Consider the following 26,590-nt stretch of genomic DNA (forward strand, 5'->3'; position numbering starts at 1 on the left):
CTGGTGGGTGGAGACGGACTCCCGCCCACCGGGGCGCAGGGGTCGGCGATCCGATCGGGGCCGGGGCCTGCGATCAGGCGTCGGTCGAGGCGTCCTCGCCCTCGCTCTTCTCGGTGATGGTGGCGTGCTCATCCAGCCAGCCCAGCAGCTTCTCGCGCAGCAGGTCCTCCTGCACGGCCTCGCGCAGGCGATCCAGATCGATGTTGGCGGTCTCGCTGAAGCCGCGGCGCAGCTCCTTCACCTTGGCCTCGATCTCCTCGGCGGCCAGCTCGATCGTCTCGGCGGCGGCCAGGGCCTTGAGGGCCAGGCTGCGCTTGAGCCGCTGCTCGGCCTCGGGGCGCGAGGTGTCCCGCAGGCTCTGGATCAGCTGGGGCGTGAACAGCTTCTTCACGTCCATCCCTTGCTGGGCCAGCTGACCGGCGGTCTGCTCCAGCAGCGACACGATCTCCTGCTGGATCAGGGTCTCGGGCAACTCCACTTCCAGCTGCTCCACCAGCGCCTCCAGCAGGGCTTCGTGGCGGTTGGCGGTGTGACGCCGCTCGGCATCCTCCTTGAGGCGGGCCTCAAGGTCTGCACGCAGTTCAGCCAGGGTCTGCTTGTCGCTGGCCTCCTGGGCGAAGGCGTCGTCCAGGGCGGGCAGTTCGCGGGTCTTCAGCTCGCTGAGGCTGATCACGAAGCTGGCCTTGCGGCCGGCGGCGTCCTGCTGGGGGTAGTCATCGGGGAACTGGCACTCCACCGTCTTGGTGTCGCCGGGCTTCAGGCCCAGGATTCCCTCCACGAAGCCGGGGATCATGCGGCCTTCCTCCAGCTCCACTTCCATCGCCTCACCGCTGCCGCCGGCGATCGCTTCGCCGCTGTCGACGTAGGTGCCCTCGAAGCCGATCACGGCCACGTCGCCGGCCGCGGCGGCCCGGCCCTCCACGGGCACCAGGGTGGCGAGCTGGCGCCGCGACTGCTCGATCAGCTCATCGACGCGGGCGGGATCGAAGCTGACGCTCACGGCTTCCGCCTTGAGGCCCTTGGTGGCCTTGAGGCTGGGGGTGGGCTCCACGTCCAGTTCCAGCACCAGGGTGAGGGCCTCGCCGGGGGCGAAGCGCTCCAGCAGACCCTCGAAGCCCCCTTCCAGGGAGGGCTGGCCGATCGCCGCCACATCCGCCTGCTGCAGTGCATCGCGGAAGACGCTGTCCACCAGCTCCTCGAGGGCGGTGGCGCGGATGCGCAGTGGTCCGATCTGCTGCACCAGCACGCCCCGGGGCACCTTGCCCTTGCGGAAGCCGGGCAGCTTGATGCTGCGGCTCAGCTTCTCAACGGCCGCCTCGTGGCTGGCCTGGGTGCGGTCGCCGGGCACCGCCACCTCCAGCGCCACGCGGCTGCCGGGGCGGGGGCTCGCGGTGACCGTCAGATCGGCCTTGGCCGGGTCAGCCTTGGCAGACGTCGCCGTCTTGGCCTTGTCGGTCTTGGCGGCTTGGCTCGCAGGGGCGGCAGGACTCATGGAGTTCAGGAGGGGGTGTCGACCGGACCGGATCGTCAGGGCAGCCCCCGATCCTAGGAAGCGGTCCGCCCCTTACCGGTATCCAGGGCGTCCGGGCCTGGGTCACCAGCCAGCGCCGTCTGCTCCATGCGCGGCAGCTCCGCGTATTGTGGGCGACATCGCACAGGTTTGCCGCTCGAGACGCCGTTCCTCGATCCGCCCCTGCTCGCCTCGCTTTCCTCCCACCACCTCCCTTCTTACCCCCGAGTTTCACCCGCGCCCACGCTGCCTTCTTCGCCGCGCCACATCACGGGTTCCCTGACCCCGATCCGGCTCGCCGCAACCCGGCCTTTGCATCTCTGCCCGGTTCGTGGGTCATGACGCTGCTGAGGGCCTGAGGGCCTGTAGCCCGGCTCCCTTCCAAACCCCGCCGCCGTGGGTGCGTCGAACGCAGTCCCCAACAGTTTTCCCCCGGGTTCCGCCCCTGGCGACCCTCCCCGCCCATTCCCCTCGCCGCCCTTGACCTCCACCCTCCAGACCAGCTCCGCCCCAGGCTCCCTGCCCCAGCGCCCCCTCAACGTCGCCGTGCTCGGGGCCACCGGCGCCGTGGGCCAGGAACTGCTGGCCCTGCTGGCCGAGCGCCAGTTCCCTGTGGCTGAGCTGGTGCTGCTGGCCTCGCCCCGCTCCGCCGGCCAGACCCTGGAGTGGAACGGCCGCCAACTCACGATCCAGCCGGTGAGCGCCGAGGCCTTTGACGGCATCGATCTCGTGCTGGCCTCCGCCGGCGGTTCGGTGTCCAGGCAGTGGGCGCCGGTGGCGGCGGCGGCCGGTGCCGTGGTGATCGACAACTCCAGCGCCTTCCGCCTGGATCCCACGGTGCCGCTGGTGGTGCCCGAGGTGAACCCCGAGGCGGCCTTCGCCCACCACGGGATCATTGCCAACCCCAACTGCACCACAATCCTGATGACCCTGGCCCTGGCGCCGCTGGCGGTCCGACGGCCCCTGCGACGGATCGTGGTCAGCACCTACCAGTCAGCCAGCGGTGCCGGGGCCCGGGCGATGGACGAGCTGCGGGACCTCAGTCGCACCGTGCTGGACGGCGGCGAGCCCCAGAGCGAGGTGTTGCCCCACTCCCTGGCCTTCAACCTGTTCCTGCACAACTCGCCGCTGCAGGAGAGCGGCTACTGCGAGGAGGAGCTGAAGATGCTTCACGAGACCCGCAAGATCATGGGTCTGCCGGAGCTGCGGGTGTCGGCCACCTGTGTGCGGGTCCCGGTGCTGCGGGCCCACTCCGAGGCCCTCAACATCGAGTTCACGGAGCCCTTCCCGGTGGACGAGGCCCGCGCCCTGCTGGCCGTTGCCCCCGGAGTGGAGCTGATCGAGGACTTCGGCGCCAACCGCTTCCCGATGCCCACCGATGTGACAGGCCGCGATCCGGTGGCGGTGGGCCGGATTCGCCAGGACCTGAGCGAGCCCAACGCCCTGGAGCTCTGGCTCTGCGGTGACCAGATCCGCAAGGGCGCGGCTCTGAATGCGATCCAGATCGCCGAGCTGCTGCTGGATCCGGCCCGTGCCGCGAGTGCCGCCGCTGCCGGGTCCGCGGCCCCGATCGGAGCGTCTGCATGAGCGGCGCCTCTCCCCTCAGCCCCGGCGCCCCTTCCCCCGCCCCCTTCGGCCGGGTGATCACCGCGATGGTCACCCCCTTCGCCGCCGATGGGTCGCTGGATCTCGAGCTGGCGGCGCGGCTGGCCAGCCACCTGGTGGACCACGGCTCCGACGGCCTGGTGCTGAGCGGGACCACCGGCGAATCCCCCACCCTCAGCTGGGAGGAGGAGCACCGCCTGTTCGCCGCCGTCAAGCAGGCCGTGGGGGGGCGGGCCAGCCTGATCGCCGGCTGCGGCAGCAACAGCACCGCCGAGGCGGTGGCGGCCACCCGCCAGGCGGCGGCCCTCGGCGCCGATGCCGCCCTGGTGGTTGTGCCCTACTACAACAAGCCCCCCCAGGAGGGCCTCGAGGCCCATTTCCGGGCCGTGGCCGAGGCGGCGCCCGAGCTGCCGCTGATGCTCTACAACATCCCCGGCCGCACCGGCACCAGCATCAGCGCCGACACCACGGCCCGGCTGATGGATCTCCCCAATGTGGTGAGCTTCAAGGCCGCCAGCGGCACCACCGAGGAGGTGAGCCAGCTGCGGGCTGCCTGCGGCGAGCGCCTGGCGATCTACAGCGGCGACGATGCCCTGACCCTGCCGATGCTCGCCGTTGGCGCGGTGGGTGTGGTGAGCGTGGCCAGCCACCTGGCCGGCGTCCAGATCCAGCGCCTGGTGCAGGCCTTCCTCGCCGGCGACCACGCCACCGCCCTGGCTCTGCACGAGCAGTTGCTGCCCCTGTGCAAGGCCCTCTTCTGCACCACCAATCCCATCCCCGTCAAGGCCGCGCTGGAGCTCAGCGGCTGGGCGGTGGGTTCCCCAAGGCTTCCCCTCGTTTCTGCAAATGACGACGTGAGAACTCGACTGACCACCGTGCTGGCCGCCCTGCGTCCCACCTGACGCCAAGGCCCACGTCCGCCGCCGCTGGCATCCGCGCCTCCTGCGCCCGCCAGCCCCGGACCTCCCGCTTCAGCTTCCTGCTTCAGCGCACCTCTTCCGTCCACAGCCTCCATTCACAACCTCTCCGTTCCACGCTTCCCGTTCAACCCCTCCAGTTGATCCGTTCACTTCAACCGCTTCATCTGTTGTTTTGCCGGAGTGTTCCGGCACCCCTATCGGAATGACCTCCAGCAACATCCAGCGCCACGGTTCCCGCAACGGCTCCAGCGCCATTGGCTCCAACGGCCACGCCGCTAATCGCCAGCCCGCCCTGCGGGTGATTCCCCTCGGCGGCCTGCACGAGATCGGCAAGAACACCTGTGTGTTCGAGTATGGCGACGACATCATGCTGGTGGATGCCGGCCTGGCCTTCCCCAGTGACGGCATGCACGGCGTCAACGTGGTGATGCCGGATACGAGCTATCTGCGCGAGAACCAGAAGCGCATCCGCGGCATGGTGGTGACCCATGGCCATGAAGATCACATTGGTGGCATTGCCCACCACCTCAAGAACTTCAACATCCCGGTGATCTACGGGCCCCGTCTGGCCCTTTCGATGCTCACCGGCAAGATGGAGGAGGCCGGCGTGACCGACCGCACCATTCTCCAGACGGTGGCTCCGCGCGATGTGGTGAAGGTTGGCCAGCACTTCTCGGTGGAGTTCATCCGCAACACCCACTCGATGGCCGACAGCTTCTCGCTGGCCATCACCACGCCGGTGGGCACGGTGATCTTCACCGGCGATTTCAAGTTCGACCACACCCCGGTGGACGGCGAGCACTTCGACATGGCCCGTCTCGCCCATTACGGCGAGCAGGGGGTGCTGTGCCTGTTCAGCGATTCCACCAATGCCGAGGTGCCGGGCTTCTGTCCCCCGGAGCGCTCGGTGTTCCCCGTGCTGGATCGCCACATCGCCCAGTCTGAGGGGCGGGTGATCATCACCACGTTCGCCAGCTCGATTCACCGGGTGGCGATGATTCTGGAGCTGGCCCTCAAGAACGGCCGCAAGGTGGGCCTGCTGGGTCGCTCCATGCTCAACGTGATCGCCAAGGCCCGCGAGCTGGGCTACATGCGGGCTCCCGATGATCTGTTCGTGCCGATCAAGCAGATCCGTGATCTGCCTGACCGCGAGACCCTGCTGCTGATGACCGGCAGCCAGGGCGAGCCGCTCGCCGCCCTCAGCCGCATCTCCCGTGGTGAGCACCCCCAGGTGCAGGTGAAGTCCACCGACAAGATCATCTTCTCGGCCAGCCCGATCCCCGGCAACACCATCTCGGTGGTCAACACGATCGACCGGCTGATGCAGCTCGGTGCCCATGTGGTCTATGGCAAGGGCGAGGGCATCCACGTGTCCGGCCACGGCTTCCAGGAAGACCAGAAGCTGATGCTTGCCCTCACCAAGCCCAAGTTCTTCGTGCCGGTGCATGGCGAGCACCGCATGCTCGTGGCCCACAGCAAGACCGGTCAGTCGATGGGCATTCCCGCTGACAACATGTTGATCATCGACAATGGCGATGTGGTGGAACTCACCCCGGATTCGATCCGCAAGGGTGAACCCGTCAAGGCCGGCATCGAGCTGCTGGATGCCTCCCGCAACGGCATCGTCGATGCCCGTGTGCTCAAGGAGCGCCAGCAACTGGCTGAGGATGGTGTGATCACCCTGCTGGCGGTGATCAGCACGGATGGTGTGATGGCGGCACCGCCGCGGGTCAACCTGCGCGGCGTGGTGACCACCGCCGATGCCCGCAAGATGAGTCTGTGGGCCGAGCGCGAGATCACCTGGGTGCTCGAAAACCGCTGGCAACAGCTCTCGCGCAACAGCGGCGGCAAGGCTCCCGACGTGGACTGGATGGGCGTGCAGCGCGAGATCGAGCTGGGCCTTCAGCGGCGCCTGCGCCGCGAGCTGCAGGTGGAGCCGCTGATCATCTGCCTGGTGCAGCCGGCCCCCGGCGGCACCCCCGCCTACAAGGGCCGCGCCGATGCCGAACCCGACAGCCGGCCGGCTCCCAGGGGCCGCCGCGATGGCTATCGCGACGGCAACCGCGATCGGGACCGCGGCGAGCGCGCGCCCCAGGTGGCTCCCGCCCCGCGTTCTGAGGTGACCCCGGCAGCGGCGGCTCTGCCCCAGCGTGAACTGGCGGCCGTGGGAGCCGCTCCGGCGCCTGCCGCCGCAGCGCCCCGCAGCGAAGAGCTGGAGATCGCCCCGAACCGCACCCGTCGCCGCCGCTCGACGGCCGCCAGCTGAGGCCCGTCCTGGCCTGTGGCCCGTGCTGCCCGTAGGCAACCCGGCCTCAGGCCAACTTGACCAACAGCAGCCCCTTCGCCAGCTCTGCGGCCTCCGCGGGGCTGAAGGCGATGTGGGCCTGCTCAGCCTCGCTCGCTGGTAGGACCCCGCCGCCGCTGGCGTCCGTGGGTACGGCCTGCGGCTCGATGGGTTCCGGCTCGATCAGCTCCGCTTCGATGGGCTGGGCGTCCCCTGCCGCGGGAGTGTCCGATTTGGCCCCGCCCGCTGCCGTGTCCCCGCCCTGGCCAGAGGGCGTGGTCGTGTCCACCACCGTCACCATGGCCGCCTCTGGTTCGGCCGCAGGTTTGTCCCACGGCGACAGGCTGAGGGCGGTCTGATCCGCTGGGCCCGGGGCTTCTGTGGGGGCTGATGTTGCTGCCGGTGGGATGCTGTTCAGCGCGAAGGGCCCTGGGCTGGCGGCTGGGGCGCTGGTGGCGGCGGCGGGATCAGCCAGATCGTTCAGCCAGGGCATGGCGGCGGCCGTTGCCGCCACGGCTCCCGCCGCCGCTGGGGCGCCGCTGGCGAAGTCCGGCGTCGTTGCCGGGAAGGTCGCCTCCAGGGTGGCGGGGGCCGGAGGAGGTGCTGCGCTCGTGCTCGCCTCCGCCTCCGGCCCGTCAGAGTTGCTGGACTCCGGTGCCGCCGCCGCCAGCTGGCTGCTCAGGGCGATGCCCTGGCGTGCCAGCTCGTGGTAGGTGGGATCGCTGCTCTGCTCCAGCACCTGCTCGTAGAGCGGCAGGGCCTGGCTGGGCTGCTGCAGCCCGTACAGGTGGATGTGGGCTGTGAGCATCCGCAGCCGCAGGGCCAGCTGGTCGGTCGAGCCCTCGGGCAGCTGGCCGGCCAGCTGCCGCGCCCGCTCCAGGGCCACCGGGAATTGCCCCTGGCTGTAGGCCCGCTCGACGGCGATGTACGCCTCCTGGAGTTGGGGATCCATCGATTCGGGCTCGCGAAGGGGGACTGTCGGAGGGGGCCGGCTAGGGGGCGCTGGGGCCGCTGGGCCCGCTGACTGGCGGCTGGCTGAGCCGGATTTCCCCCGCGCCCCAGACCAGGCGGCGCCCACGTCCTAGGTCATGGATCCCCGCTCCGCAATGGGGCTGCAGGCGTTGCACCAGCTGCTCCAGGCTGTTGGCGTCCAGTTGGATCTGGGCCTGCTCGGCCACCCAGTGCCGCAGTAGCTGACGCTGGCTGGGCGGGCTCAGGGCGGCCATCCGCCTGAGATCCAGGCCGTCCGGGTTGTCCGGGTGACGCAGCTGGGCCAGGGCCAGGGGCAGCAGCTCCTCCATTGCTTCCTGTTCCTGTTGCAGCCGGGCCGCCAAGGCGCTGATGCGCCGGGTGGCGCCGGGGTGGAGCTGCTCCAGCACCGGCAGCACCTGCCGTCGCACCCGGTTTCGGCTCCACTGCAGCGTGTCGTTGCTGGGGTCGGGCCAGATCGGCAGGCCGCCGCGGGCGCAGAGGGCGGCGGTGTCGTCCCGGGAGAAGCCCAGCAGCGGCCGCACCAGCTCCCGAGTCGACCCTGGCTCCAGGGGGCGTCGCGGCCGCAGGCTGGCCAGGCCGCGGCGGTGGCTGCCGCGGGCCAGGTGTAGCAGCAGCGTCTCGGCCCGGTCATTGGCGGTGTGGGCCGTCACCACGCGCGGGCAGTCCAGGCTTGCGGCCAGCCGCGCCAGGCGCCCGTAGCGCCACTGGCGGGCGGCGGCCTCCGTGGTGCCCTCCAGGGGAGCGGCCCCGTCGGCTCCGGCCCGCTCCACCGTGATCGCCAGCCCCTGGGCCGCGGCCCAGCTGGCCAGCTCCCCGGCCTGCTGGCCGGATTCGGCTCGCCAGCCGTGGTCGCCGTGCCAGAGGTGCAGCCGCCAGAGGTGCAGGCGGCGCAGGTCCAGCAGCAGGCGGGTCAGGGCCATCGAGTCCTGCCCGCCCGACACCGCCACCAGCAGCGACGCCCCCGGCGGTAGCAGGGCTGGATCGCGCTTCAGCTGTCGGTGCAGGCGTGCGTGCAGCCCGCTCCAGGGCGGCCGCGCCGGCCGCGCCGAGGCCTGGAGTGGGAGAATGGGTTCCATCTCCGTGCGTCCGCGATGTCCCGCCTCGACCGCCTGCCCACTCAACTTCAGCAGGCGCTCGCCGCGCGCCGCCTGCTCAAGGTGATCGCCGGCCTCACCAACTTTGATGCCGCGTCCGTGCAGCGCATCAGCCGCGCCGCCGGGGCCGGTGGTGCCGACGTGATCGACGTGGCCTGCGATCCGGCCCTGGTGCGGCTGGCGGCTGAGGCGTCGGGTCTGCCGATCTGCGTGTCGGCCGTGGATCCTGAGCTGTTCCCTGCCGCCGTCGCTGCCGGCGCCGCCCTGGTGGAGATCGGCAACTACGACGCCTTCTATCCCCTCGGCCGCGTCTTCGACGCCGCCGAGGTGCTGGCCATCACCCGCCGCACCCGTGAGCTGCTGCCCGAGGTGGTGCTGAGCGTGACCGTGCCCCACGTGCTGCCCCTGGACGAGCAGGAGCAGCTGGCGCTGGATCTGGTGGCCGCCGGCGCCGACATCATCCAGACCGAGGGCGGCACCAGCGCCAAGCCCTTCAGTGCCGGCACCCTGGGCCTGATCGAGAAGGCTGCCCCCACCCTGGCTGCTGCCCACGCCATCAGCCGCGCCCTGGCCACCGCTGGCCAGCCCCTGCCCGTGCTCTGCGCCTCCGGCCTCTCCGCCGTGACCCTGCCGCTGGCCATCGCCGCCGGTGCCAGCGGTGTGGGCGTGGGCTCCGCCGTGAACCGCCTGGGCGATGAACTGGCCATGGTGGCCGTGGTGCGCGGCCTGCGCGAGGCCCTGGGCAGCGCGGCTCCCGTGGTGGCGGCCTGAACCCGGGCAGCAGCCACATCCCTTGTGGCCCCGGCTGATCGGTAGTCCCAATCGCGGATTGCGTCAGCCTGTGGTGCCCCTCTGAACCCATGACTACGTTGCGGAGGTTGACCCCGTCGCACGTGTCATGGGTTCTTTGCTGTGGTTGCTGCAGTGGCCGATCCGGGCCGCGGTGCTGCTGCTCGTTGCCTGGCTGCCCCTGGGGGTGGAGGTGGAGAGCTTCCCGATCGCCCTGCTGGCGGCCGCGGTGATCGGCCTGCTCGGCACCCTGCTGATCTGGCCGCTGAAGCTGCTCTTCGCCCTGCCCTGGGCCATCACCAGTTTCGGGGGGCTGCTGACGCCGATCTCCTGGATCTTCAACTGGATCATCACCGTGATCCTGTTCGGCCTGGCGGCCTGGCTGATTCCGGGGTTCCGGCTCCGGAACGGTCTGGTGAGCGCGATCCTCGGAGCGGTGGTCTACGCGGTGCTCTCCACGGTGATCCTGAGGGTTCTGGGCCTGGAGGTCGACTACACCAGGGTCGGCGGCCTGCTCACGGGCAGTGTTGCCGTGGGATGACGGCAACGTCATGCGCGCTGTCGCTGCGGCCCAACCGGCTGCGGCCTGAGCCGCTCTAACGCGATCCAAGTCCGTGCCGGTTCACCGCACACCACGGCGTGAGCCGGCGGCCCCGAGAATGGGCGCCATGGCCCCATTCCAGCTCCACGCCCCCTACCAGCCCAAGGGTGATCAGCCCACGGCGATCGCCGGCTTGGTGACCGGTGTGGAGGGCGGACAGCGCTATCAGACCCTGCTCGGCGCCACGGGTACCGGCAAGACCTTCACCATCGCCAACGTGATCGCCCACACCGGGCGCCCCACGCTGGTGCTGGCCCACAACAAGACCCTGGCCGCCCAGCTCTGCAACGAGCTGCGGGAGTTCTTCCCGAACAACGCCGTTGAATACTTCATCTCCTACTACGACTACTACCAGCCCGAAGCTTATGTTGCGGTCTCGGATACCTATATCGCCAAGACGGCATCGATCAACGAAGAGATCGATATGCTGCGCCACTCGGCGACGCGCTCGCTGTTCGAGCGGCGTGACGTGATTGTGGTGGCCTCGATCAGCTGCATCTACGGCCTGGGTATCCCCAGCGAATATCTCAAGGCCGCCGTCAAGTTCCAGGTGGGCGACACCCTCAACCTGCGCAGCTCCCTCCGGGAGTTGGTGAACAACCAGTACTCCCGCAACGACCTGGAGATCTCGCGAGGTCGCTTCCGGGTGCGCGGCGATGTGCTGGAGATTGGCCCCGCCTACGAAGATCGACTGGTGCGCATCGAGCTCTTCGGCGATGAGGTGGAGGCGATCCGCTACGTGGATCCCACCACTGGCGAGATCCTGCAGAGCCTGGAGGCGATCAACATCTATCCGGCCAAGCACTTCGTGACGCCCAAGGAGCGGCTGGAGGAGGCGATCCAGGCGATCCGCAGCGAGCTGCGGGAGCGGCTGGACCGCCTCAACGGCGAAGGTCGGCTGCTGGAGGCCCAGCGTCTGGAGCAGCGCACCACCTACGACTTGGAGATGCTCGAGCAGGTGGGCTACTGCAACGGCGTTGAGAACTACGCCCGCCATCTTGCGGGTCGCCCCGCTGGCACGCCGCCCGAGTGCTTGATCGATTACTTCCCCGACGACTGGCTGCTGGTGGTGGATGAGAGCCACGTCACCTGCAGCCAGCTTCAGGCGATGTACAACGGCGATCAGTCGCGCAAGCAGGTGCTGATCGAGCACGGTTTCCGCCTGCCCAGCGCCGCCGACAACCGTCCGCTCAAGGGGGAGGAGTTCTGGGAGAAGGCCCGACAGACGATCTTCGTGAGCGCCACGCCGGGTAGCTGGGAACTGGCCCAGAGCCAGGGGCAGGTGGTGGAGCAGGTGATCCGCCCCACCGGCGTGCTGGATCCGATCGTGGAGGTGCGTCCCACCGATGGCCAGGTGGACGACCTGCTGGGCGAGATCCGCGTGCGGGCTGACAAGCAGGAGCGGGTTCTGGTGACCACCCTCACCAAGCGCATGGCCGAGGACCTCACCGACTACCTGGCCGAGAACGGCGTGCGGGTGCGCTACCTGCACTCGGAGATCCACTCGATCGAGCGGATCGAGATCATCCAGGACCTGCGTAATGGCGAGTACGACGTGCTGGTGGGCGTGAACCTGCTGCGCGAAGGCCTGGATCTACCGGAGGTGTCGCTGGTGGCGATCCTCGATGCCGACAAGGAGGGCTTCCTGCGGGCCGAGCGCTCCCTGATCCAGACCATCGGCCGCGCCGCTCGCCATGTGGAGGGGGTCGCCCTGCTCTACGCCGATAACCTCACCGATTCGATGGCCAAGGCCATCTCCGAAACCGACCGCCGCCGCGCCATCCAGCATGCCTATAACGAACGGCACGGCATCACCCCCACCCCTGCCGGCAAGCGGGCGGGCAATTCCATCCTGTCTTTTCTGGAGGTGTCGCGACGGGCCAACGACGATCAGCTTGAGCAGGCCACCGAGCAGGCTGAACACCATGACGTTCCCCTCGACGAGCTCCCGGAGCTGATCCAGCTGCTCGAAGAGAAGATGAGGGCGGCAGCGAAAAACCTCGACTTTGAGGATGCCGCCAACCTGCGGGACAAGATCAAGCTGCTCCGGCAGAAGCTGGTGGGGAAGACGTGAGCTGACGGCGTTGTGTTCAGCCGGCGTTGATTTCGTTGGGTGCTTCCGTTCCTTCCGCCCTGTGCACCACAGCGCCGCCCAGGCCGAAGGCGGCATGCACCGCCTGCAGGGCCCGCACCCCATCGGTCTCCGGCACCACGCAACTGGTGCGGATCTCGCTGGTCGCGATCATCTCGATGTTGATGCCGGCCTCCGCGAGTGAGCGGAACAGGCGGGCAGCCGTGCCGGGGGTGCAGGGCATGCCCGCCCCCACGGCGCTCACCCGGGCGATGGCCGGTCCCTCCTCAAAGCGGGCGCCCGGCCAGCTGGCCAGAAGCGGCTGCAGGGCGGCGCGGGCCCTTGTCAGGTCGTCGCGGCGCAGGGTGAAGCCCAGGTCGCGGCTGCGCTGTTCGCCGCTGCCGTGGCTGCGCTCCGACTGGATGATGGCATCGAGGCTGAGGCCGGCATCGGCCAGGGCCCGGCAGACCGCGGCGGCGGTGCCGGGCCGGTCGGGGATGTGGCGCACGGTCACCTGGGCCTGGTCGCGGTCGAGGGCGACGCCGCGCACCGGCGGGGCCCCGACCCCGCAGGGGGCCGGATCGTGGTACAGCTGCTGGTTGCTGAGTTCGAAGGCGCTGGCGGCGGCCTGCAGGGCCTTGGCCCCCTGGTGCCCGGCCACCAGACAGCTCACCTTCACCTCGCTGGTGGCGATCAGGCGCAGGTTGATGCCGCCCCTGGCCAGGGTGTCGAACAGGCGGGCAGCCACGCCGGGACGGCCCATGATGCCGGCGCCGGAGATGCTGAGCTTGGCCATGCCGCCCTGGGCGCTGAGGGTGGCGCCTTCGGCGCCCATGGCGGCCAGCACCTGACGGCACACGGCTTCAGCAGAGTCCCGCTGGACCTCGGCGAGGGTAAAGGCGATGTCGTTGGTGGCGTTGCCGCCCTCGACCTCGTGGGTGGCCTGCACGATCAGGTCCACGTTGAGGCCTGCGGCCGAGAGGGCCTCGAACAGCTGGGCAGCGACGCCGGGCCGGTCGGGCACATGGGCCAGGGCCAGCACAGCCTGATCCTGCTCCAGCTCGGCGCCATCCACGGGCTTGCCCAGCTCCAGGCCCTCGCTGCCGCTGCGCCGACTGGCCCCGTCGCTGGTCAGCAGGGTGCCGGGCCGCTCGCTCCAGCTGGAGCGCACCACCAGGGGCACGCCGTAGTTGCGGGCGATCTCCACGGCCCGCGGGTGCAGCACGGCAGCGCCGAGGCTGGCCAGCTCCAGCATCTCGTCGCAGGTGACCGTGTCCATCAGCTGGGCATCGGCCACCTTGCGCGGGTCGGTGGTGAGCACCCCCGGTACGTCGGTGTAGATCTCGCAGGCATCGGCGCCGAGGGCGGCGGCCAGGGCCACGGCGGAGGTGTCGGAGCCGCCGCGGCCCAGGGTGGTGATCTCCGGGGTGCCCGAGAGGCCGCTGCTGGTGCCCTGGAATCCGGCCACCACCACCACCTGACCGTCGTCGAGCAGGCGGCGCAGACGTTCGGTGCGCACTTCCAGGATGCGGGCCCGGCCGTGGGCCGACTCGGTCACGATGCCCACCTGGGGCCCCGTCATCGACACCGCCGGCACGCCGATGGCGTTGAGGGCCATGGCCAGCAGCGCGATCGACACCTGCTCGCCGGTGGCCAGCAGCATGTCCATCTCCCGTTGCGGGGGGTCGCTGCTGATGGCCCGGGCCAGGCCCGAGAGCTCGTCGGTGGTGTGCCCCATGGCCGACACCACGATCACCAGGTCGTTGCCGGCGTTGCGGCTGGCGGCGATACGGCGGGCCACGGCCTGGATCCGCTCCACATCGGCCACCGAGGTGCCCCCGAACTTCTGAACCAGCAGGGCCATGCCCGGTGTCGACGCGGCGTGAACAGCTGATTATCTGTCGCGTCCGGTTGGCTGTCGCGTTCGATCCGTCGGGCTTCCGTGCCGGAGCCTGCCTACCGTGCGGCGAACCTGGCGGGTTGGGACGGCGATGGCGACGAGCACATCCGTGCAGGTGCCTGTGTCGTCTACGTGACCAACGACCGCCGCGCCGCCCTCAAGCGCCAGATCAACGCCCTGAGCGGTTCGGAGCTGGTGGAGGAGAAGAGCTACGCGGCCTACTGATGGCGGGCGATACTCCGGCCCTGCCTACTGAGAACCCCAGGCTCCCTGGGGCGCGGATTCCCCGCCCAGGCCCCCCAGCAGGAAGCCGTCGCGGAAGGCATCGCCGGCTTCGCTGCCGCGCTTGAGGGCCGCCTCCACCTCCAGCAGCTGGCCCAGCAAGGCCAGGAAGCGCCCGGGGCTGCGGCCGCGGATCTGCTTGCGCATCACATAGATGCGCTTGGGGTTGCCGATGCCGGCGGCCTTGGCGATGGCGGCCACGTCCTGCTCGCCCTGGCGATCCAGCAGGCTCACCCACAGCCAGCCCCGGATCTGGCCGGTGAGGGTGGCCACGATCCGCAGGGCCGGTTCGTTGGCCGTCAGCAGGGCCTCCACCAGGGCGATGGCCTCGGCGGGCCGGCCCGCCAGGAGCGCATCGCCCACCTGCAGGGCGTTGGTGGCGTGGCTGCCCACCAGCGCCGCCACCGCCGCGGCCGTGATCGCCGGGCCGCTGGGCCTCTCCCCCGGGGTGGCCGTTGCGCCCACGTAGAGGGCCAGTTTCTCCAGTTCGCTGGCGAGCCGGGCGCTGTCGGAGCCGATGGCCTCGGCCAGGGCCTCGGCGGCGGCGGGCTCCAGGGCCAGCCCCAGCTCCCGGGCAGTGCGCGCCACCAGCTCCACCTGGCCGGCCCCATCCCACACCGCCGGCAGGCTGAAGCTGTGCTCCGTGGCCTGGCCGCCCTTCACAAGCTTCTGCAGGGCCTTGGTGGTGCGCAGGCGGGCGTCAGGCTTGTTGGGACTCACCAGCAGCAGGTGGCAGCCCTCGGGCACGAGCTCCAGGCTGGCCTCCAGCCGCTCCGCCAGCTCGGCCGGGCACTGGTGGCAGAAGGGACTCCGCTGCAGCAGCACCACCCGATCGCCGCCGCCGAAGGGCGCGGTGCGGGCCTCCTCCAGGGCCTGGGCGGCCTGGGCCGGGTCGGTGCCGTCGAGGCGGGTGAGGTTGATGCTCTGCCAGGCCGGATCGGTGACCTGTTCGATCAGGGCTTCCACGGCCCGGTTGCGGGCCGCCTCGTCGTCGCCCCAGTACAGGTGGATCGGCATCGGGGGAGCGCATCAGCGGAGTACCCCTGCCGTGCCTGGTCGGCGGCGCAGGGCTGACAGCACCGGCAGGTACTCGGTGGCGGCCAGCCCAGTGTGGGTCAGGGCGGAGTTGTTGCTCACCAGCACCGCGGCGTTGGCCTGAAAGGCCGAGGCCAGCTCGATCGCGTAGGTGCCATGGAGGGCCGGATCCTGCCGCCCAAGCCGTCCCTGGCTTCACCATGGGGGACTGCCGTCTCCGCCCTTGGCCGCCGCCTGCCCCTTGCCTGAGCCCTCCCCCACCACCGCCTCTGGCAGCCAGTCCTTCCCCCTCGATCACCCGATCTTCCGGCAGAGCATCCGGCTGATCCGGGCGGCCCTGGAGCCCAGCGGAGCCCTGCTGGGTCTCAGCCCCGTGCAGCAGGACGTGCTGGAGCGCCTGGTCCACAGCAGTGGCGACCTGACCATCGCCCCCGACCTGCGCTTTTCCACCGAGGCCTGTGAGCGGGGGCTGGCAGCCCTGGCCGCCGGCGCCGTGATCCTCACCGATACGGCCATGGCCGCGGCGGCCGTGGCCCCCATGGCCCGGCGCACCTTCGCCAACCCCGTTTGCAGCGTGCTCGACTGGGCGCCCGCTACGCCTCCTCCCGGCGGCACCCGGGCCGCGGCCGGCATGGCCCTGGCCCTGGCCGAGCACCCCGGCGCGGTGGTGCTGATCGGCAGTGCCCCCACCGCCCTGGAGGTGCTGCTGAAGCTGGTGGATCCAGCCCGGACCAGCGAGGCAGTCATCGGCCTGGCCCCCCCCGCCCTCGTGATCGGCATGCCGGTGGGCTTCGTGGGGGTGGCCGAGAGCAAGGCCCACCTGGCGGCCAGCGCCCTGCCCCAGATCCGCCTCGAGGGCAGCCGCGGCGGCGCTGGCCTGGTGGGGGCCGCCGCCAATGCCCTGCTGCGGCGCGCCTGGCTGGATCGCGCTGGTGCGTTGCCAGGCGTTCAGGGGTAGGGGGCGCGCTGAGGCCCGAGGCCTGAACGCTCAGGCCGCCAGCCGGCGGTTCTGGCCGCGCCGCGTGTCCTGCCGCTCCAGTCCCACGGCCACGTGGCTGTTGGCCTCGATGCGGCCCAGCACCTGGCGGGCCCGGGCCACCACCGCTGGCGGCACCCCGGCCAGCCGTGCCGCCTCGATGCCGTAGCTGCGGCTGGCGCCGCCGCTCACCACCTGGTGCAGGAACACCAGTTCGTCGCCGGTTTCCTCCACCAGCACCTGCACGTTGGCCACGTTGGGCAGCAGGTCTGCCAGCTCGTTGAGCTCGTGGTAGTGGGTGGCGAACACCGAGCGGGCCCGGATGCCGGTTCCGCCGGAGCCGGCCAGGTGTTCGGCCACGGCCCAGGCGATCGAGAGGCCGTCGAAGGTGGCTGTGCCGCGGCCGATCTCATCGAGCAGCACCAGCGAGCGCTCGGTGGCGTGGTGGAGGATGTTGGCGGTCTCCGCCATCTCCACCATGAAGGTGGACTGGCCCGCCGCCAGGTCGTCCCCGGCACCGACCCGGGTGAAGATGCGGTCGGCGATGCCGAGGCGGGCCGAGCGGGCCGGAATCCAGCTGCCGATCTGGGCCATCAGCTGCAGCAGGCCCGTCTGGCGGAGATAACAGCTCTTGCCGCTGGCGTTCGGACCGGTGAGCACCAGCAGATCGGGGTGATCGGCCGCGGCGGCTTCGTTCTCGGCTCCCGACTCGGCTCCCGACGAACCCAGGGCAATGTCGTTCGGGGTGAAGGGCTCCTCCACCAGCAGCTGCTCCACCACCGGGTGTCGGCCGGCCCTGATCTCGACCAGGCGGGCATCGGGGCCGGCGGGATCGGTGAGTTCGGGCCGGGAGTAGCCGCCGGTGGCCGCCACCTCTGCCAGGGAGGCGAGCGCATCCAGCTCCGCCACCAGGCGGGCCGCGGCGCGGATCGGGCCGGCCTGCTCACCCACCTTGGCCCGCAGCGCGGAGAACAGCTCGTATTCCCGTTGGGCGGCTCGGGCTCGCAGCTGCAGGATGCGACCCTCGCGCCCCTTGAGTTCGGGGGTCACGAAGCGCTCCTCGTTGGCCAGGGTCTGGCGGCGGATCCAGTGCCCGGGCACGGCCGCGGCCTTGGCCCGGCTCACCGCGAGGAAGTAGCCGAAGGTGCGGTGGTACTGGAGCCGCAGCGTGCTGATGCCGCTGGCCCGACGCTCGGCGGCCTCCTGTTCCGCCAGCCAGGCCTCCTGGTCGTCGAGCTGGTTGCGCAGGCCATCCAGCTGGGGATCCACGCCGTCGTGGATCAGGCCGCCCTCGCTGAGGGAGAGGGGCGGACTGTCGAGCAGGGTGTGGCGCAGCAGTTCCGCCAGCGCGGCCAGCTCCGGCCAGGGGCGGGCCAGGGCCGCCAGGGGCGGGCTGCTGGTTCCGGCCAGCAACCCCGCCAGCTGGGGCAGTCGCTCCAGACCGTCGGCCAGGGCCACCAGGTCCCGGGCCGAGGCGGTGCCGGCCCCGGCCCGGCCCGCCAGGCGCTCCAGGTCGCCCATGGGCCGCAGCAGTCGCCGCAGGGCCAGCCGCAGGGAGCGGTCCGCCACCAGCTCGCCCACGCCGTCCTGGCGGGCGAGGATCGCCGTGCGGTCCACCAGGGGCGCCTCGATCCAGCGGCGCAGGCAGCGGCCTCCCATGGCGGTCAGGGTGCGATCCAGGGCCCAGAGCAGTGAGCCGTGGACGCCGCCGCCCATCTGGGTGCGGGTCAGCTCCAGGTTGCGGCGGGTCTGGGCGTCCAGCACCAGCTGGTCGCCGGCGTGCCAGGTGGTGGGCAGCTCCAGGGGGATGGCGCTGCCGGGTTGGGTGTCGTCCAGGTAGCGGAGCAGGCCGCCGGCGGCCCGCAGGGCCAGGGGCGCCTCGCCCAGCCCCAGGCCGTCGAGGCTGGCCAGACGGAAGCGCTTCAGCAGGCTGGCGCGGGCCTCGGGGGCCGCGAAGGGGGTGCGGGGCAGGGGCGTGAGCCGCAGGGCGTCAGGGCACCAGGCGGGGATGGCCTCCGGACCGCCATCGGCGGCGGCGCGCTCGGACGCGGGCCACACCACCTCGGCCGCCTCCAGCTGCAGCAGCTCCTGGTGCAGCTGGTCGCTGCCCCGCCGCTCGGTCACGCGGAATTCGCCCGTGCTCACATCGGCAACCGCCAGGCCCCAGCGGGCGGCCCCGCTGCCCTCGCCCTCCAGCACCACGGCGCAGAGCCAGTTGTTGCGGCGGGCGGCGAGCATCCCCTCCTCCAGCACGGTGCCGGGGGTGAGCACGCGGGTGATGTCGCGCTTGAGCAGGGCGCCCTTGGCCGGGCTCCGGGCCGCGGCCTCCTCCAGCTGGTCGCACAGGGCCACGCTCAGGCCGCGGCGCACCAGCTCGGCGCAGTAGCGCTCGGCGGCGTGGTGGGGGATACCCGCCATCGGCACCCGACCGAGCGCCTTGCCGGCCTCCTTGCCGGTGAGGGTGAGCTCCAGCAGGCGGGAGAGGCGGATGGCGTCCTCGAAGAAGCACTCGAAGAAGTCGCCCAGGCGGTAGAGCAGCACCCGCTCGGGATGGGCACGCTTGAGCTCCACGTAGTGGCGCAGCATCGGCGTGAGCTGCTCGGGCTCCACCAGGCCGTGGTGATGCCAGCGCGGCAGGTCGCTGGGCTCGCCGACCTCGCTTTCGGCTGCAGCGGCGGCGGCTTCCGGGGCGGGAGCGGTGCCTTCACTGGCGGCGGTGCTGCTGCCGGGATCGGCGGCGCCCGGCTTCCCCCTGGCGCCAGTGCGGCGGCGGCGCGGCCGGGCCCGGGCATCGGCTTCCAGATCGTTGGCGTCAAGGTCGCCAGGCTCAGGCGGGGCGTCCGGCCTGCGCGATTCCCTGGCGTGCCCTGCGGGCTCGACTCCAGATCGGGCGCCTCCGGCGCGGATCGGCGCTGCCGACTCCCCGAACGCCCCGCCGAACAGATCGCCCTGCAGGCCCAGCTCCGGCACGAGCGAGAGCTGCTGCTCGGCTTCCGCGGCCACGGGCGCTCAGGGGCAGGGGGGACTGATCGTAGGGGCGCCGGTCCGCCCTTCCCTGGGCCCCGCCCGGGAGCGCGGTCGCTGCCCCGGCCAGCCCCTCCCACAACTTGTGAAGGAACCCCCGGCCGGCCCCAGGGCGAGCCGATCCGGCGTGTGAGAATCCCGAAACTGACCGGCTGGCGCCGCCGCCGATCCCCCTGCCACCGATCCATGCAGATCCTCAACACCCTCACCGTTCTGGCCCTGGTGGTGCTGTCGTTCGCGCTGATCGTGGCGGTGCCCGTGCTCTACGCCTCCAGCGAAGATGCCGGCCGTTCCAACCGCCTGATCCTGCTGGGCGGCCTGGCCTGGGTGGCCCTGGTGCTGCTCAACTGGGGCGTGAGCTTCTTCGTGGTCTGAGGCCGGCCTCGCCCCCTTCCGTAGGCTGGTGCCACTGGCTCAGGGAACCCGCGTGACGGTTTTCGAAGGACGCTTCACCGAGGCCAGCGGCCTGCGCGTGGCTGTTGTTGTCGCCCGCTTCAACGATCTGGTCACCGACAAGCTCCTCAGCGGCTGCCTCGATTGCCTCTTCCGCCATGGCATCGACACCAGCCCCAGCAGCAGCCAGCTGGATGTGGCCTGGGTGCCCGGCAGCTTTGAGATCCCCCTTGTGGCTCAGCGGCTGGCAGTCAGCGGCCGCTACCAGGTGGTGATCACCCTGGGGGCCGTGATCCGCGGCGATACCCCCCACTTCGACGTGGTGGTGGCCGAGGTGAGCAAGGGCGTTGCCGCCGTGGCCCGTGATACCGGTGTTCCGGTGATCTTCGGCGTGCTTACCACCGACACGCTGCAGCAGGCCCTGGAGCGTGCCGGCATCAAGAGCAACCTGGGCTGGAACTACGGCCTGGAGGCCATTGAGATGGGGAGCCTGATGGCGGCGCTGCCGGGGTGAGGCCGGGCTGCAGACGTAGGGTTTCCCCAGTACAGACCTCCTGCCCATGCCCTGGCGCCGGCCTCGCCAGCAGCTTGCCTTCTGCGCCTGCCTCGACCTGGCTGGGCTGTTCGTGCTGGTGGGTCTGCTGGATCGGTTCAGGGGTGTTGATGTTCTGAGCCGCCCCCATTGGGTTCTGGGCCTGGGGCTGCTCTATCTGCTGTTCGGCTGGCTGTTCGGTAGCTACACCGTGCTGCGCTGGCCGTGGTTGCGCCTGCGCCTGGTGTTGCTGCGCCTCGGCCTCACGGCCCTGGCCACGCTGGCCGCTGTGATCCTGGTGGATTGGTCCTTGAATCTGCCGGCCTCGTTCTCTCTCACCCACCGCAGCACCTTGCTGATGCTTCTGGGTGCCCTGGCGGTCTGGTCACTGCTGCTGCGCCTGGGGCTGCGCTGGCTGGATCGCCGCTGGCCCCAACCTCCCTGGCCACTGCTGGCTGACCCGGAGCACGTGCGACGCATCCAGCTGGAGTGGGCCCGCACGCCGTCGCCCCTGGCCCTGCCCCCTGGCTGGCGGCCGGTTCCTCCCGGCGGTCTGCTGCTGGACCGTGATCTTCGCCTTGATCCTGCCCCGGAGCAGCGGCTGGCCACCCTCGGAGCTGAGGGAGCCGTGCCCCTGGCCATGGTTCTGGAGCTGGTGGAAGATCAGCTGGAGCGGTTGCCTCCCTCCCTGCTGCCCGAGCAGTGGTTGGCCATGGAGGAGATCCCCTGGGCGGATACGTTCAGCGTCCAGCGTCAGCTCAAGCGCATGGCCGACGTGGCGGTGGCTGCGCTGCTGCTGCTGCTCACCCTGCCGGTGATCGGCCTGGCCGCGCTGTTGATCTGGCTCCAGGACAGGGGTCCGGTGTTCTATGTCCAGGAGCGCAGTGGCTGGATGGGGCAGACGTTCCAGCTGCTCAAGCTCCGCTCCATGGCCTGCGCCAGGCCCGACGCACCAGCCACCTGGACCCAGCCGGGGGATCAGCGCATCACGCCGGTGGGCCTGCTGCTGCGCCGTACGCGCCTGGATGAGCTGCCCCAGTTGCTGAATGTGCTCTGGGGCGACATGAGCCTGATCGGCCCAAGGCCGGAACGCCCCGAACTGGAGCATGAGCTGGAGCTGCGGATCCCCCATTACCGCAAACGCCACTGGATGCGGCCGGGGCTGAGCGGCTGGGCCCAGGTCTGCGCACCCTATGCAGCCAGTGTGGAAGAGGCGGAGCTCAAGCTGAGCTATGACCTCTTCTATCTGCGCCACTGGAGCACCTGGCTCGATCTATTGATTCTTGCCAAGACCATCAAGACGGTTCTCAAGGCCAAGGGACGTTGACACCTTCGGGTTTTGCTCCTACATCTCCGTGGTAGGTTGGCTAGCTGGCCCAAGGGGCCAATGAGACGGTTCACGTTCGCTCTTGATTGAGACCCATGCCCTCCCCGTCCTCAAATCGTGGGATTGCAGGGAAGGCCTATAACGTCGTCAGGGAATTGTATCTGGCGGCTCCGATTGGATTCGGGTTCAAGCGCGCTGTTAAAGACGCCTGCTTTGGTGCTGTCTCTTTGGTGAATCCTGAGGCGGGATTTCTCAAGGCCTGGCAGGCAAAGCAAAAGTTTGAGCGCCGCCGTCGGCTCATTGCCCAGAATGGTGATGCGATCTATGGCGGTGAAGATGAGCTGTTTCTGTATGGGATACAGCAACGCTGGACTGATCTGTTGGCCCTGCCGCCTGAAGAGGTTGCCGGTTGGCTGCTGCCCATGTTGCAGAGACGGCTGCGGGCGAGTCATCTGACCAAAACCCTGGTTCCCCAGGTGTCGGTGATTATCCCGGCCCATGGTCATGCAATTTACACGCTGCTCTGTCTGGACTCATTGTTCAGGCAGCAGACTGATGTCGCTTTCGATATTTATCTTGCGGACGATCTGCCTAGCGATCCCACCCTTTCTGGCTATGCGGCCCGGCTACAGGCTGCCAACATTCACTATCATCGTAACCCGGTAAATCTCGGCTTTACGCGGAATGTCAATGCTGCTGCCCGTCGCGCTTCGGCAGAGCTGTTAGTCATCCTCAATAACGACACGTTCTGCCACCCTCTCTGGCTTGATCAGCTGGTATCCACCTATCGCAGGCTGGGATCGAGTCCGCAGGTGGGAGCTGTGGGTTCCAAGGTTCTCCACAGCCATCTGCGCATCCAGGAGAGTGGCTGTCTGATGAAGGCCGGTGGGCACCCCAGTCCCCTGGGACGGGGTGCCCACGCCTTTGATCCGCGTTTCAGCTTTCTGCGCGAGGTGGATTTCGTCTCGGCCTGCTCCCTGTTGGTGCCTCGCCAGTTGTTTCTGGAGCTAGGCGGATTTGATGAACGATTCAGTCCTGGGTACTACGAAGATCCAGATCTGTGTGAGCGATTGCGCCAGCGCGGCTGTCGAACCTATGTCCAGCCGGCTTCCCTGCTGTTGCATGAGGAGGGTGCCTCCTTTGGGAAGCATGCCTTTGCTGCAGTGCAGGAGGAGAAGCGAGCGCTGTTCAACCAGCTCCATCCTGCACCGATCTCCACCCAGGAGCGATTTGAGGCCAAGCCCCAGCTGCTGTTCATCGATGCCTATCTGCCGATGCCTGACAAGGGGTCCGGCAGTATTGATGCCATGGCCTACCTGGAGTATTTCATAGCCCGGGGCTATCATGTAGTTTTCTACGCCCAACACCATAATAACTATTTTGAGGGCTATAGCCAATCCCTTGAGGCGATTGGTGTCGAGGTGCTTCAGGACAACTTCCAGTCACTGCCCTCTCTGCTGGCTGAGAGATCCGATGCAATCCGATTAGTCTTTGTTTCTCGCTACTATCAGCTTGATCATTTCCTGCCCTTGATCGAGCGTGCTCTCCCGGATGCGGCGCTGATTTATAACACGGTGGATCTGCATTTCCTGCGTGAGAGCCGGGAGGCTGGGCTTGTGGACTCGCAGTTGGCTGGTCGCCAGCCTCTAAAGGCCAGTCCTGGTGGTTCCTCTGTCCGTCTGGCGCAGTTGCGGCAGAGGGAGCTTGCCTACATCCAGCGAGCCGATGCCAGCATCGTGATCAGTTCCTACGAGCGGGATCTGTTGGCGGATATCTTGCCTGAGGTGAATTCGGTCTTCCATGTGCCTCAGTGTCGGCCCTTCATCGGTGCGACGCAGGGCTTTGAGCAGCGCCGTGATTTTCTCTTTATTGGCTCCGCACATCAGCCCAATGTGGATGCTCTGCGTTATTTTCAGGCCGCGATCCATCCTTTGCTGCAGCAAAGCCTGCCTGAGTATCGGCTCAATGTGATTGGCCAGGAGCTGTACGAGAGTTTTTCTCGTGGCGAGGATGCCGAGCTTCTGTCTAATCCTCATGTCGCGTTTCTGGGTTATATCGAAGATGTGATGCCCCTGTTCTCCACGTCGCTGGCGATGCTGGTGCCCCTGCGCTATGGCAGCGGGATCAAGGGCAAGGTGGTGCAGGCCATTCAGCATGGCCTGCCCTGTGTCACCACCACGATCGGAGCTGAGGGGCTGGAGTTGCCGGATCAGTCCTCCGTGGTCATTGCCGACAGCCCGGAGCAGATGGTGGCCCAGCTGATGGCCCTCAGCACGGATCCCCAGCTGTGGCAGGTCACATCGGACCGGGCTGAGGCCGTGTTCCAGGCCCGCTTTTCCCAGGCCGTGTTCGAGCAGCGGCTGGATCGACTGATGGAGCAGAGGATCGCCCCGCGGCTGCTGCACCACCCACGAGCGCTTGGCTGAGGCCGCCGGCACCCACGGGGTCGTTGTGCCTGTGTACGGCCTGCCGCAGGGACCGGGCTTCACGGAGTTCCAGCGACGGATCCAGGCCCTGCGTCAAGCCCTCGGCCTGGTGGTGCTGGTGGACAACAACCCGTTGGCAGACAGCCGGATCATGGCCCTGGAGGGTGGCGGCATCCGCGTGGTCCACAGGGCCAACCGGGGCGGTCTGGCGGGGGGCTTCAATGCCGGTATCCGTGCCGCGATCGCGGCGGGTGCCCAGTGGGTCACCCTGCTGGACCAGGACAGCGCCATCGATCCGCTGTCCTTGCTGCGCCTGCGGGAGGCCTGGCAGCTTCTCCCTGATCGCCTGCTGCTGGTGGGTCCGAGCATCCGGGATCTGGATGGCGCGGCCGCGCCTGTGCTGGACGTCAGCGCTGGGGATCCCTACGACCGCCCGCGTCTGCTGATCAGTTCCGGCACCACCTTCCGCAGTCGGGACTGGGACCGTCTCGGCCCCTTCCACACCGAGTTGTTCATCGATTTCCTGGACCATATCTGGTGCTTCCGCGCTGCTGCCAGGGGTTGTCTCCTGCTCCAGGACCGGCGGGTGGAGCTGGCTCAGCGCTTTGGCGCTCCCCACCCCCAGCCCCTGTGTCGCTGGCTTGGAATGAAGCTCTACAGCCCGCAGCGGCACTACTACGGCTTGCGCAACCTGCGCTGGCTCTGCCGCCAGCCCGAGGTACCCCTGGATCTCAAGGTGAAGGAGGTGCTCAAGATGCTGGTCAAACCTTGGCTTTGGCTGCTGTTCGAGCCCCGGCGGCCAGCCAATGCCCGGGCGATCTGTGCCGGCCTGACCGATCCGCTGCCGGGGCCCCATCCATGAGCGTGTCTCCCGCCGCCCTGCCTGCTTACAGCGTGTTGTTGCCCCTGGCACCCTGGGAGTCGCCGCCGGTGCTGCGGGAGGCCTTGGCCAGCCTGGTGGCCCAGGGCCTGCCACCTGCCCAGGTGGTGGTGAGCTGCGATGGTCCGCCCCCCGAAGCCTTGGCCCTGGAGCTGGAGCGCGCCGAGCTCCCCATGGATCTGGTGTTGGGCCCTGGGGGCGAGGGCCTGGGCCCGGTGCTGGCCCGGGGCCTGCTGGCCTGCCGTGAGGAGCTGGTGCTGCGTTTTGATGCCGACGATCTCTGCCTGCACGATCGGGCGCTGTGGCAGGTCCAGGCGATGGTCCGCCGCCCCGAGTTGGCTGCCCTGAGCGCGCCTCTTGCGGAATTCCAGGTGGATCCGCAGCAGGCCAGCGGCTGCCGCACAGTGCCCCGGGGCGCCCATCGGTTGCGGCGCTTCAGCCGCTGGCGCAATCCCCTCAACCACCCTGCGGTGATTCTGCGTCGTTCGCGCGTCCTGGCCGCCGGCAACTACCGTGCCCGATCTGGTTTCGAGGATTACGACCTCTGGCTGCGCCTGCTGCGCCGAGGCGACAGCCTCGACAACCTGGCTGAGCCGGTGGTGCTGGCCCGCGTGGGCCCGGCCCACCTCGGTCGTCGCCAGGGTTGGGGCTATGCCCGTCGTGAGGTGGCCTTCCTCTGGGCCTGTGGCCGTGAGGGCCTGTTGCCTTGGGCGCAGGTGGTGCTGTTGCTGGTGTTGCGGCCCCCGTTGCGGATGCTGCCTGCTGCCGGGCTCGGCTGGCTCATGGCCGCCCTGCTGCGCCGATCCGCTTCACGTTCGTGAGCTGATCCCATGGGGGCGATGGCGCGGATCAGGCTGATGCCATGAAAACGGACTGATAGCCACCCAGATGCCCAAAGACTTCGGATCGATACCAGTACACCCGAACATCGCTGAAGCCTGCTTCTTGGATGGTGTGCAACACCCTGGAGGAAAAGTCCGTGAATACCAGGCTGCCTTTGGAGGATAGGGGATTGCCGTGGTAAAGCGGTTTCTCGAGGTGTTCGATCGCGCCGCTATCGGGCTTCAGCTTTGCCCTGGAGCGGCAGTGTAGCAAGGCTGGATTCCAGGGGAAGGTGGCGATCAGGGTTCCGTGGCTCTTCAGAATCCTGTGGCTTTCGCGAAAGCCAACGTCCGGTTCGGGGATGTGTTCAAATACATCGTTGGAAACGATGATGTCGAACGAGGCATCGGCAAAGCTCGTATGGCAGGCGTCCTGGTGAGTGATGCCCCCAGGATTGGTGGTGCCACTGCTGATGCCGGGCCCCAGGTATTCACTGCCGATCAGCTCCAGATCATCCAGGTTGCCTGCGGACTGAAAGAATGGCGTGACTTGCTCCATGCAGTACACCCTGGCGGTGCCTGGGCGCTGCTCAAAGGCGGCCTGGCGCAGGAGCTGCAGCGACAGCCGCATGCGGTTGTTGAGCCTGCAGACAGGGCATTCCAGCCGCTCTCTCCAGTTGGGGCGCCAGCGGGCCCCCTCCCGGCTGCCGCCCCACTCCAGGTCGATGATGAGATCCCGAGGGGTCTGGCAGGCGACGCACCAGGCCCTGTAGCTGGTGTTTTGGACTCTGGCCCTGCAGAGCAGCGACTCCAGCAGCGGCTCTGTGCCCGTGGGCGCCAGGGCCGGCGTGGTCACAAGCGACCCATCCACCAGGCGGGACTCGGCAACCGGTTGCAGCGTCAGATCCATCCTGACCACAGGATTTGGGCCTCAATCATTCTGGCATCGCCAATCTGTAGTGCCCATCGATACGAAGTATGAAGTTCGCCGAGAGGGTGGACATTCGCTGCCAATGAAGCTGGTCGTCGCCTAGGGAAACTCTGGACAATAGAGGCTTGAGTGCCCGCTTAGATCAGCCAATATTCTTTAAGCCTGGATTGGCCTCTAGCGTCGCAAGCTGGTGGCT

General features: G+C 69.0%; 21 protein-coding genes. 14 read left to right on the top strand and 7 right to left on the bottom strand.

What is annotated here, in order from left to right:
• Positions 1–73: 73 nt before the first annotated feature.
• A complete protein-coding gene (gene tig / locus CJZ98_RS10180; protein ID WP_094590992.1) occupies positions 74–1,492 on the bottom strand; it encodes a trigger factor in 1,419 nt (472 codons plus the stop codon).
• Between the two features lie 498 nt (positions 1,493–1,990).
• Here tig and CJZ98_RS10185 point away from each other — a divergent pair, with 498 nt between their 5' ends.
• The 3 genes from CJZ98_RS10185 to CJZ98_RS10195 all read left to right on the top strand — a co-directional run bounded on the left by CJZ98_RS10185 (position 1,991) and on the right by CJZ98_RS10195 (position 6,301).
• A complete protein-coding gene (locus CJZ98_RS10185) occupies positions 1,991–3,097 on the top strand; it encodes an aspartate-semialdehyde dehydrogenase (RefSeq protein ID WP_094590994.1) in 1,107 nt (368 codons plus the stop codon).
• Positions 3,094–4,017: a 4-hydroxy-tetrahydrodipicolinate synthase gene (gene dapA / locus CJZ98_RS10190; RefSeq protein WP_094590996.1), complete on the top strand. Its 924-nt coding sequence runs from the start codon at positions 3,094–3,096 to the stop codon at positions 4,015–4,017. Before CJZ98_RS10185 ends, dapA begins: the two co-directional genes overlap by 4 nt.
• Before the next feature lie 220 nt (positions 4,018–4,237).
• Positions 4,238–6,301 (top strand): ribonuclease J, encoded by a 2,064-nt coding sequence (locus CJZ98_RS10195; RefSeq protein WP_232756380.1) that lies wholly within the window; start codon positions 4,238–4,240, stop codon positions 6,299–6,301.
• A gap of 46 nt (positions 6,302–6,347) precedes the next feature.
• On the opposite strand, the gene CJZ98_RS10200 is transcribed toward CJZ98_RS10195, so the two are convergent.
• Positions 6,348–7,271, bottom strand: coding sequence for a hypothetical protein (locus CJZ98_RS10200; RefSeq protein ID WP_094590998.1), 924 nt, complete (start codon positions 7,269–7,271; stop codon positions 6,348–6,350).
• Positions 7,272–7,311: 40 nt separating this feature from the next.
• The gene (gene tilS / locus CJZ98_RS10205; RefSeq protein ID WP_094591000.1) at positions 7,312–8,388 is read right to left on the bottom strand and encodes a tRNA lysidine(34) synthetase TilS; all 1,077 of its coding nucleotides are present in this window, start codon (positions 8,386–8,388) and stop codon (positions 7,312–7,314) included.
• Between the two features lie 15 nt (positions 8,389–8,403).
• On the opposite strand from tilS, the gene CJZ98_RS10210 reads away from it, so the two are divergent.
• From CJZ98_RS10210 to uvrB, 3 genes are all read left to right on the top strand, one after another.
• Complete coding sequence (locus tag CJZ98_RS10210) at positions 8,404–9,177, top strand: DUF561 domain-containing protein (protein ID WP_094591001.1); 774 nt, start codon at positions 8,404–8,406, stop codon at positions 9,175–9,177.
• Positions 9,178–9,304: 127 nt separating this feature from the next.
• Positions 9,305–9,736: a phage holin family protein gene (locus CJZ98_RS10215; RefSeq protein WP_094591003.1), complete on the top strand. Its 432-nt coding sequence runs from the start codon at positions 9,305–9,307 to the stop codon at positions 9,734–9,736.
• 127 nt (positions 9,737–9,863) lie between these two features.
• On the top strand, positions 9,864–11,870 hold the full coding sequence (gene uvrB / locus CJZ98_RS10220; RefSeq protein ID WP_094591005.1) for an excinuclease ABC subunit UvrB: 2,007 nt from the start codon (positions 9,864–9,866) through the stop codon (positions 11,868–11,870).
• Positions 11,871–11,886: 16 nt separating this feature from the next.
• Here the strand turns inward: uvrB and CJZ98_RS10225 are convergent, their stop codons facing one another.
• Complete coding sequence (locus CJZ98_RS10225) at positions 11,887–13,731, bottom strand: aspartate kinase (RefSeq protein WP_094591007.1); 1,845 nt, start codon at positions 13,729–13,731, stop codon at positions 11,887–11,889.
• Between the two features lie 78 nt (positions 13,732–13,809).
• Here CJZ98_RS10225 and CJZ98_RS18000 point away from each other — a divergent pair, with 78 nt between their 5' ends.
• On the top strand, positions 13,810–13,992 hold the full coding sequence (locus CJZ98_RS18000) for a hypothetical protein (protein WP_108723294.1): 183 nt from the start codon (positions 13,810–13,812) through the stop codon (positions 13,990–13,992).
• Positions 13,993–14,016: 24 nt separating this feature from the next.
• On the opposite strand, the gene holA is transcribed toward CJZ98_RS18000, so the two are convergent.
• Positions 14,017–15,066 carry a DNA polymerase III subunit delta gene (gene holA / locus CJZ98_RS10235; RefSeq protein WP_094591009.1) on the bottom strand — a complete coding sequence of 350 codons (1,050 nt, stop codon included), beginning with the start codon at positions 15,064–15,066 and terminating at the stop codon, positions 14,017–14,019.
• 259 nt (positions 15,067–15,325) lie between these two features.
• Between holA and CJZ98_RS10240 the strand changes: the two genes are divergently transcribed.
• Positions 15,326–16,042 (top strand): precorrin-8X methylmutase, encoded by a 717-nt coding sequence (locus CJZ98_RS10240; RefSeq protein ID WP_094591030.1) that lies wholly within the window; start codon positions 15,326–15,328, stop codon positions 16,040–16,042.
• A 30-nt stretch (positions 16,043–16,072) separates the two neighbouring features.
• Here CJZ98_RS10240 and mutS read toward each other — a convergent pair whose 3' ends face one another.
• On the bottom strand, positions 16,073–19,063 hold the full coding sequence (gene mutS / locus CJZ98_RS10245; RefSeq protein WP_232756381.1) for a DNA mismatch repair protein MutS: 2,991 nt from the start codon (positions 19,061–19,063) through the stop codon (positions 16,073–16,075).
• 207 nt (positions 19,064–19,270) lie between these two features.
• Here mutS and psbZ point away from each other — a divergent pair, with 207 nt between their 5' ends.
• The 6 genes from psbZ to CJZ98_RS10275 all read left to right on the top strand — a co-directional run bounded on the left by psbZ (position 19,271) and on the right by CJZ98_RS10275 (position 25,463).
• Complete coding sequence (gene psbZ / locus CJZ98_RS10250) at positions 19,271–19,459, top strand: photosystem II reaction center protein PsbZ (protein ID WP_094591011.1); 189 nt, start codon at positions 19,271–19,273, stop codon at positions 19,457–19,459.
• Positions 19,460–19,511: 52 nt separating this feature from the next.
• The gene (ribH, locus tag CJZ98_RS10255) at positions 19,512–19,991 is read left to right on the top strand and encodes a 6,7-dimethyl-8-ribityllumazine synthase (protein WP_094591013.1); all 480 of its coding nucleotides are present in this window, start codon (positions 19,512–19,514) and stop codon (positions 19,989–19,991) included.
• A gap of 46 nt (positions 19,992–20,037) precedes the next feature.
• Positions 20,038–21,336 (top strand): sugar transferase, encoded by a 1,299-nt coding sequence (locus CJZ98_RS10260; RefSeq protein WP_094591015.1) that lies wholly within the window; start codon positions 20,038–20,040, stop codon positions 21,334–21,336.
• A gap of 95 nt (positions 21,337–21,431) precedes the next feature.
• Entirely contained in the window at positions 21,432–23,762 is a 2,331-nt protein-coding gene (locus tag CJZ98_RS10265; RefSeq protein WP_094591017.1) for a glycosyltransferase, read from the top strand.
• Entirely contained in the window at positions 23,755–24,624 is an 870-nt protein-coding gene (locus tag CJZ98_RS10270) for a glycosyltransferase (protein WP_094591019.1), read from the top strand. Before CJZ98_RS10265 ends, CJZ98_RS10270 begins: the two co-directional genes overlap by 8 nt.
• Positions 24,621–25,463 carry a glycosyltransferase gene (locus CJZ98_RS10275; protein WP_094591021.1) on the top strand — a complete coding sequence of 281 codons (843 nt, stop codon included), beginning with the start codon at positions 24,621–24,623 and terminating at the stop codon, positions 25,461–25,463. Before CJZ98_RS10270 ends, CJZ98_RS10275 begins: the two co-directional genes overlap by 4 nt.
• Positions 25,464–25,491: 28 nt before the next feature.
• Here CJZ98_RS10275 and CJZ98_RS10280 read toward each other — a convergent pair whose 3' ends face one another.
• Complete coding sequence (locus tag CJZ98_RS10280; RefSeq protein ID WP_094591023.1) at positions 25,492–26,373, bottom strand: class I SAM-dependent methyltransferase; 882 nt, start codon at positions 26,371–26,373, stop codon at positions 25,492–25,494.
• Between the last annotated feature and the right edge of the window lie 217 nt (positions 26,374–26,590).

This window comes from Vulcanococcus limneticus LL, from assembly GCF_002252705.1.
Lineage (GTDB): Bacteria > Cyanobacteriota > Cyanobacteriia > PCC-6307 > Cyanobiaceae > Vulcanococcus > Vulcanococcus limneticus.

Coding starts and splice junctions, on each gene's coding strand:
- tig (WP_094590992.1), bottom strand. CDS start 1,492: ATGAGTCCTGCCGCCCCTGCGAGCCAAGCCGCCAAGACCGACAAGGCC.
- dapA (WP_094590996.1), top strand. CDS start 3,094: ATGAGCGGCGCCTCTCCCCTCAGCCCCGGCGCCCCTTCCCCCGCCCCC.
- CJZ98_RS10195 (WP_232756380.1), top strand. CDS start 4,238: ATGACCTCCAGCAACATCCAGCGCCACGGTTCCCGCAACGGCTCCAGC.
- CJZ98_RS10200 (WP_094590998.1), bottom strand. CDS start 7,271: ATGGATCCCCAACTCCAGGAGGCGTACATCGCCGTCGAGCGGGCCTAC.
- tilS (WP_094591000.1), bottom strand. CDS start 8,388: ATGGAACCCATTCTCCCACTCCAGGCCTCGGCGCGGCCGGCGCGGCCG.
- CJZ98_RS10210 (WP_094591001.1), top strand. CDS start 8,404: ATGTCCCGCCTCGACCGCCTGCCCACTCAACTTCAGCAGGCGCTCGCC.
- CJZ98_RS10215 (WP_094591003.1), top strand. CDS start 9,305: ATGGGTTCTTTGCTGTGGTTGCTGCAGTGGCCGATCCGGGCCGCGGTG.
- uvrB (WP_094591005.1), top strand. CDS start 9,864: ATGGCCCCATTCCAGCTCCACGCCCCCTACCAGCCCAAGGGTGATCAG.
- CJZ98_RS10225 (WP_094591007.1), bottom strand. CDS start 13,731: ATGGCCCTGCTGGTTCAGAAGTTCGGGGGCACCTCGGTGGCCGATGTG.
- holA (WP_094591009.1), bottom strand. CDS start 15,066: ATGCCGATCCACCTGTACTGGGGCGACGACGAGGCGGCCCGCAACCGG.
- psbZ (WP_094591011.1), top strand. CDS start 19,271: ATGCAGATCCTCAACACCCTCACCGTTCTGGCCCTGGTGGTGCTGTCG.
- CJZ98_RS10260 (WP_094591015.1), top strand. CDS start 20,038: ATGCCCTGGCGCCGGCCTCGCCAGCAGCTTGCCTTCTGCGCCTGCCTC.
- CJZ98_RS10265 (WP_094591017.1), top strand. CDS start 21,432: ATGCCCTCCCCGTCCTCAAATCGTGGGATTGCAGGGAAGGCCTATAAC.
- CJZ98_RS10275 (WP_094591021.1), top strand. CDS start 24,621: ATGAGCGTGTCTCCCGCCGCCCTGCCTGCTTACAGCGTGTTGTTGCCC.
- CJZ98_RS10280 (WP_094591023.1), bottom strand. CDS start 26,373: ATGGATCTGACGCTGCAACCGGTTGCCGAGTCCCGCCTGGTGGATGGG.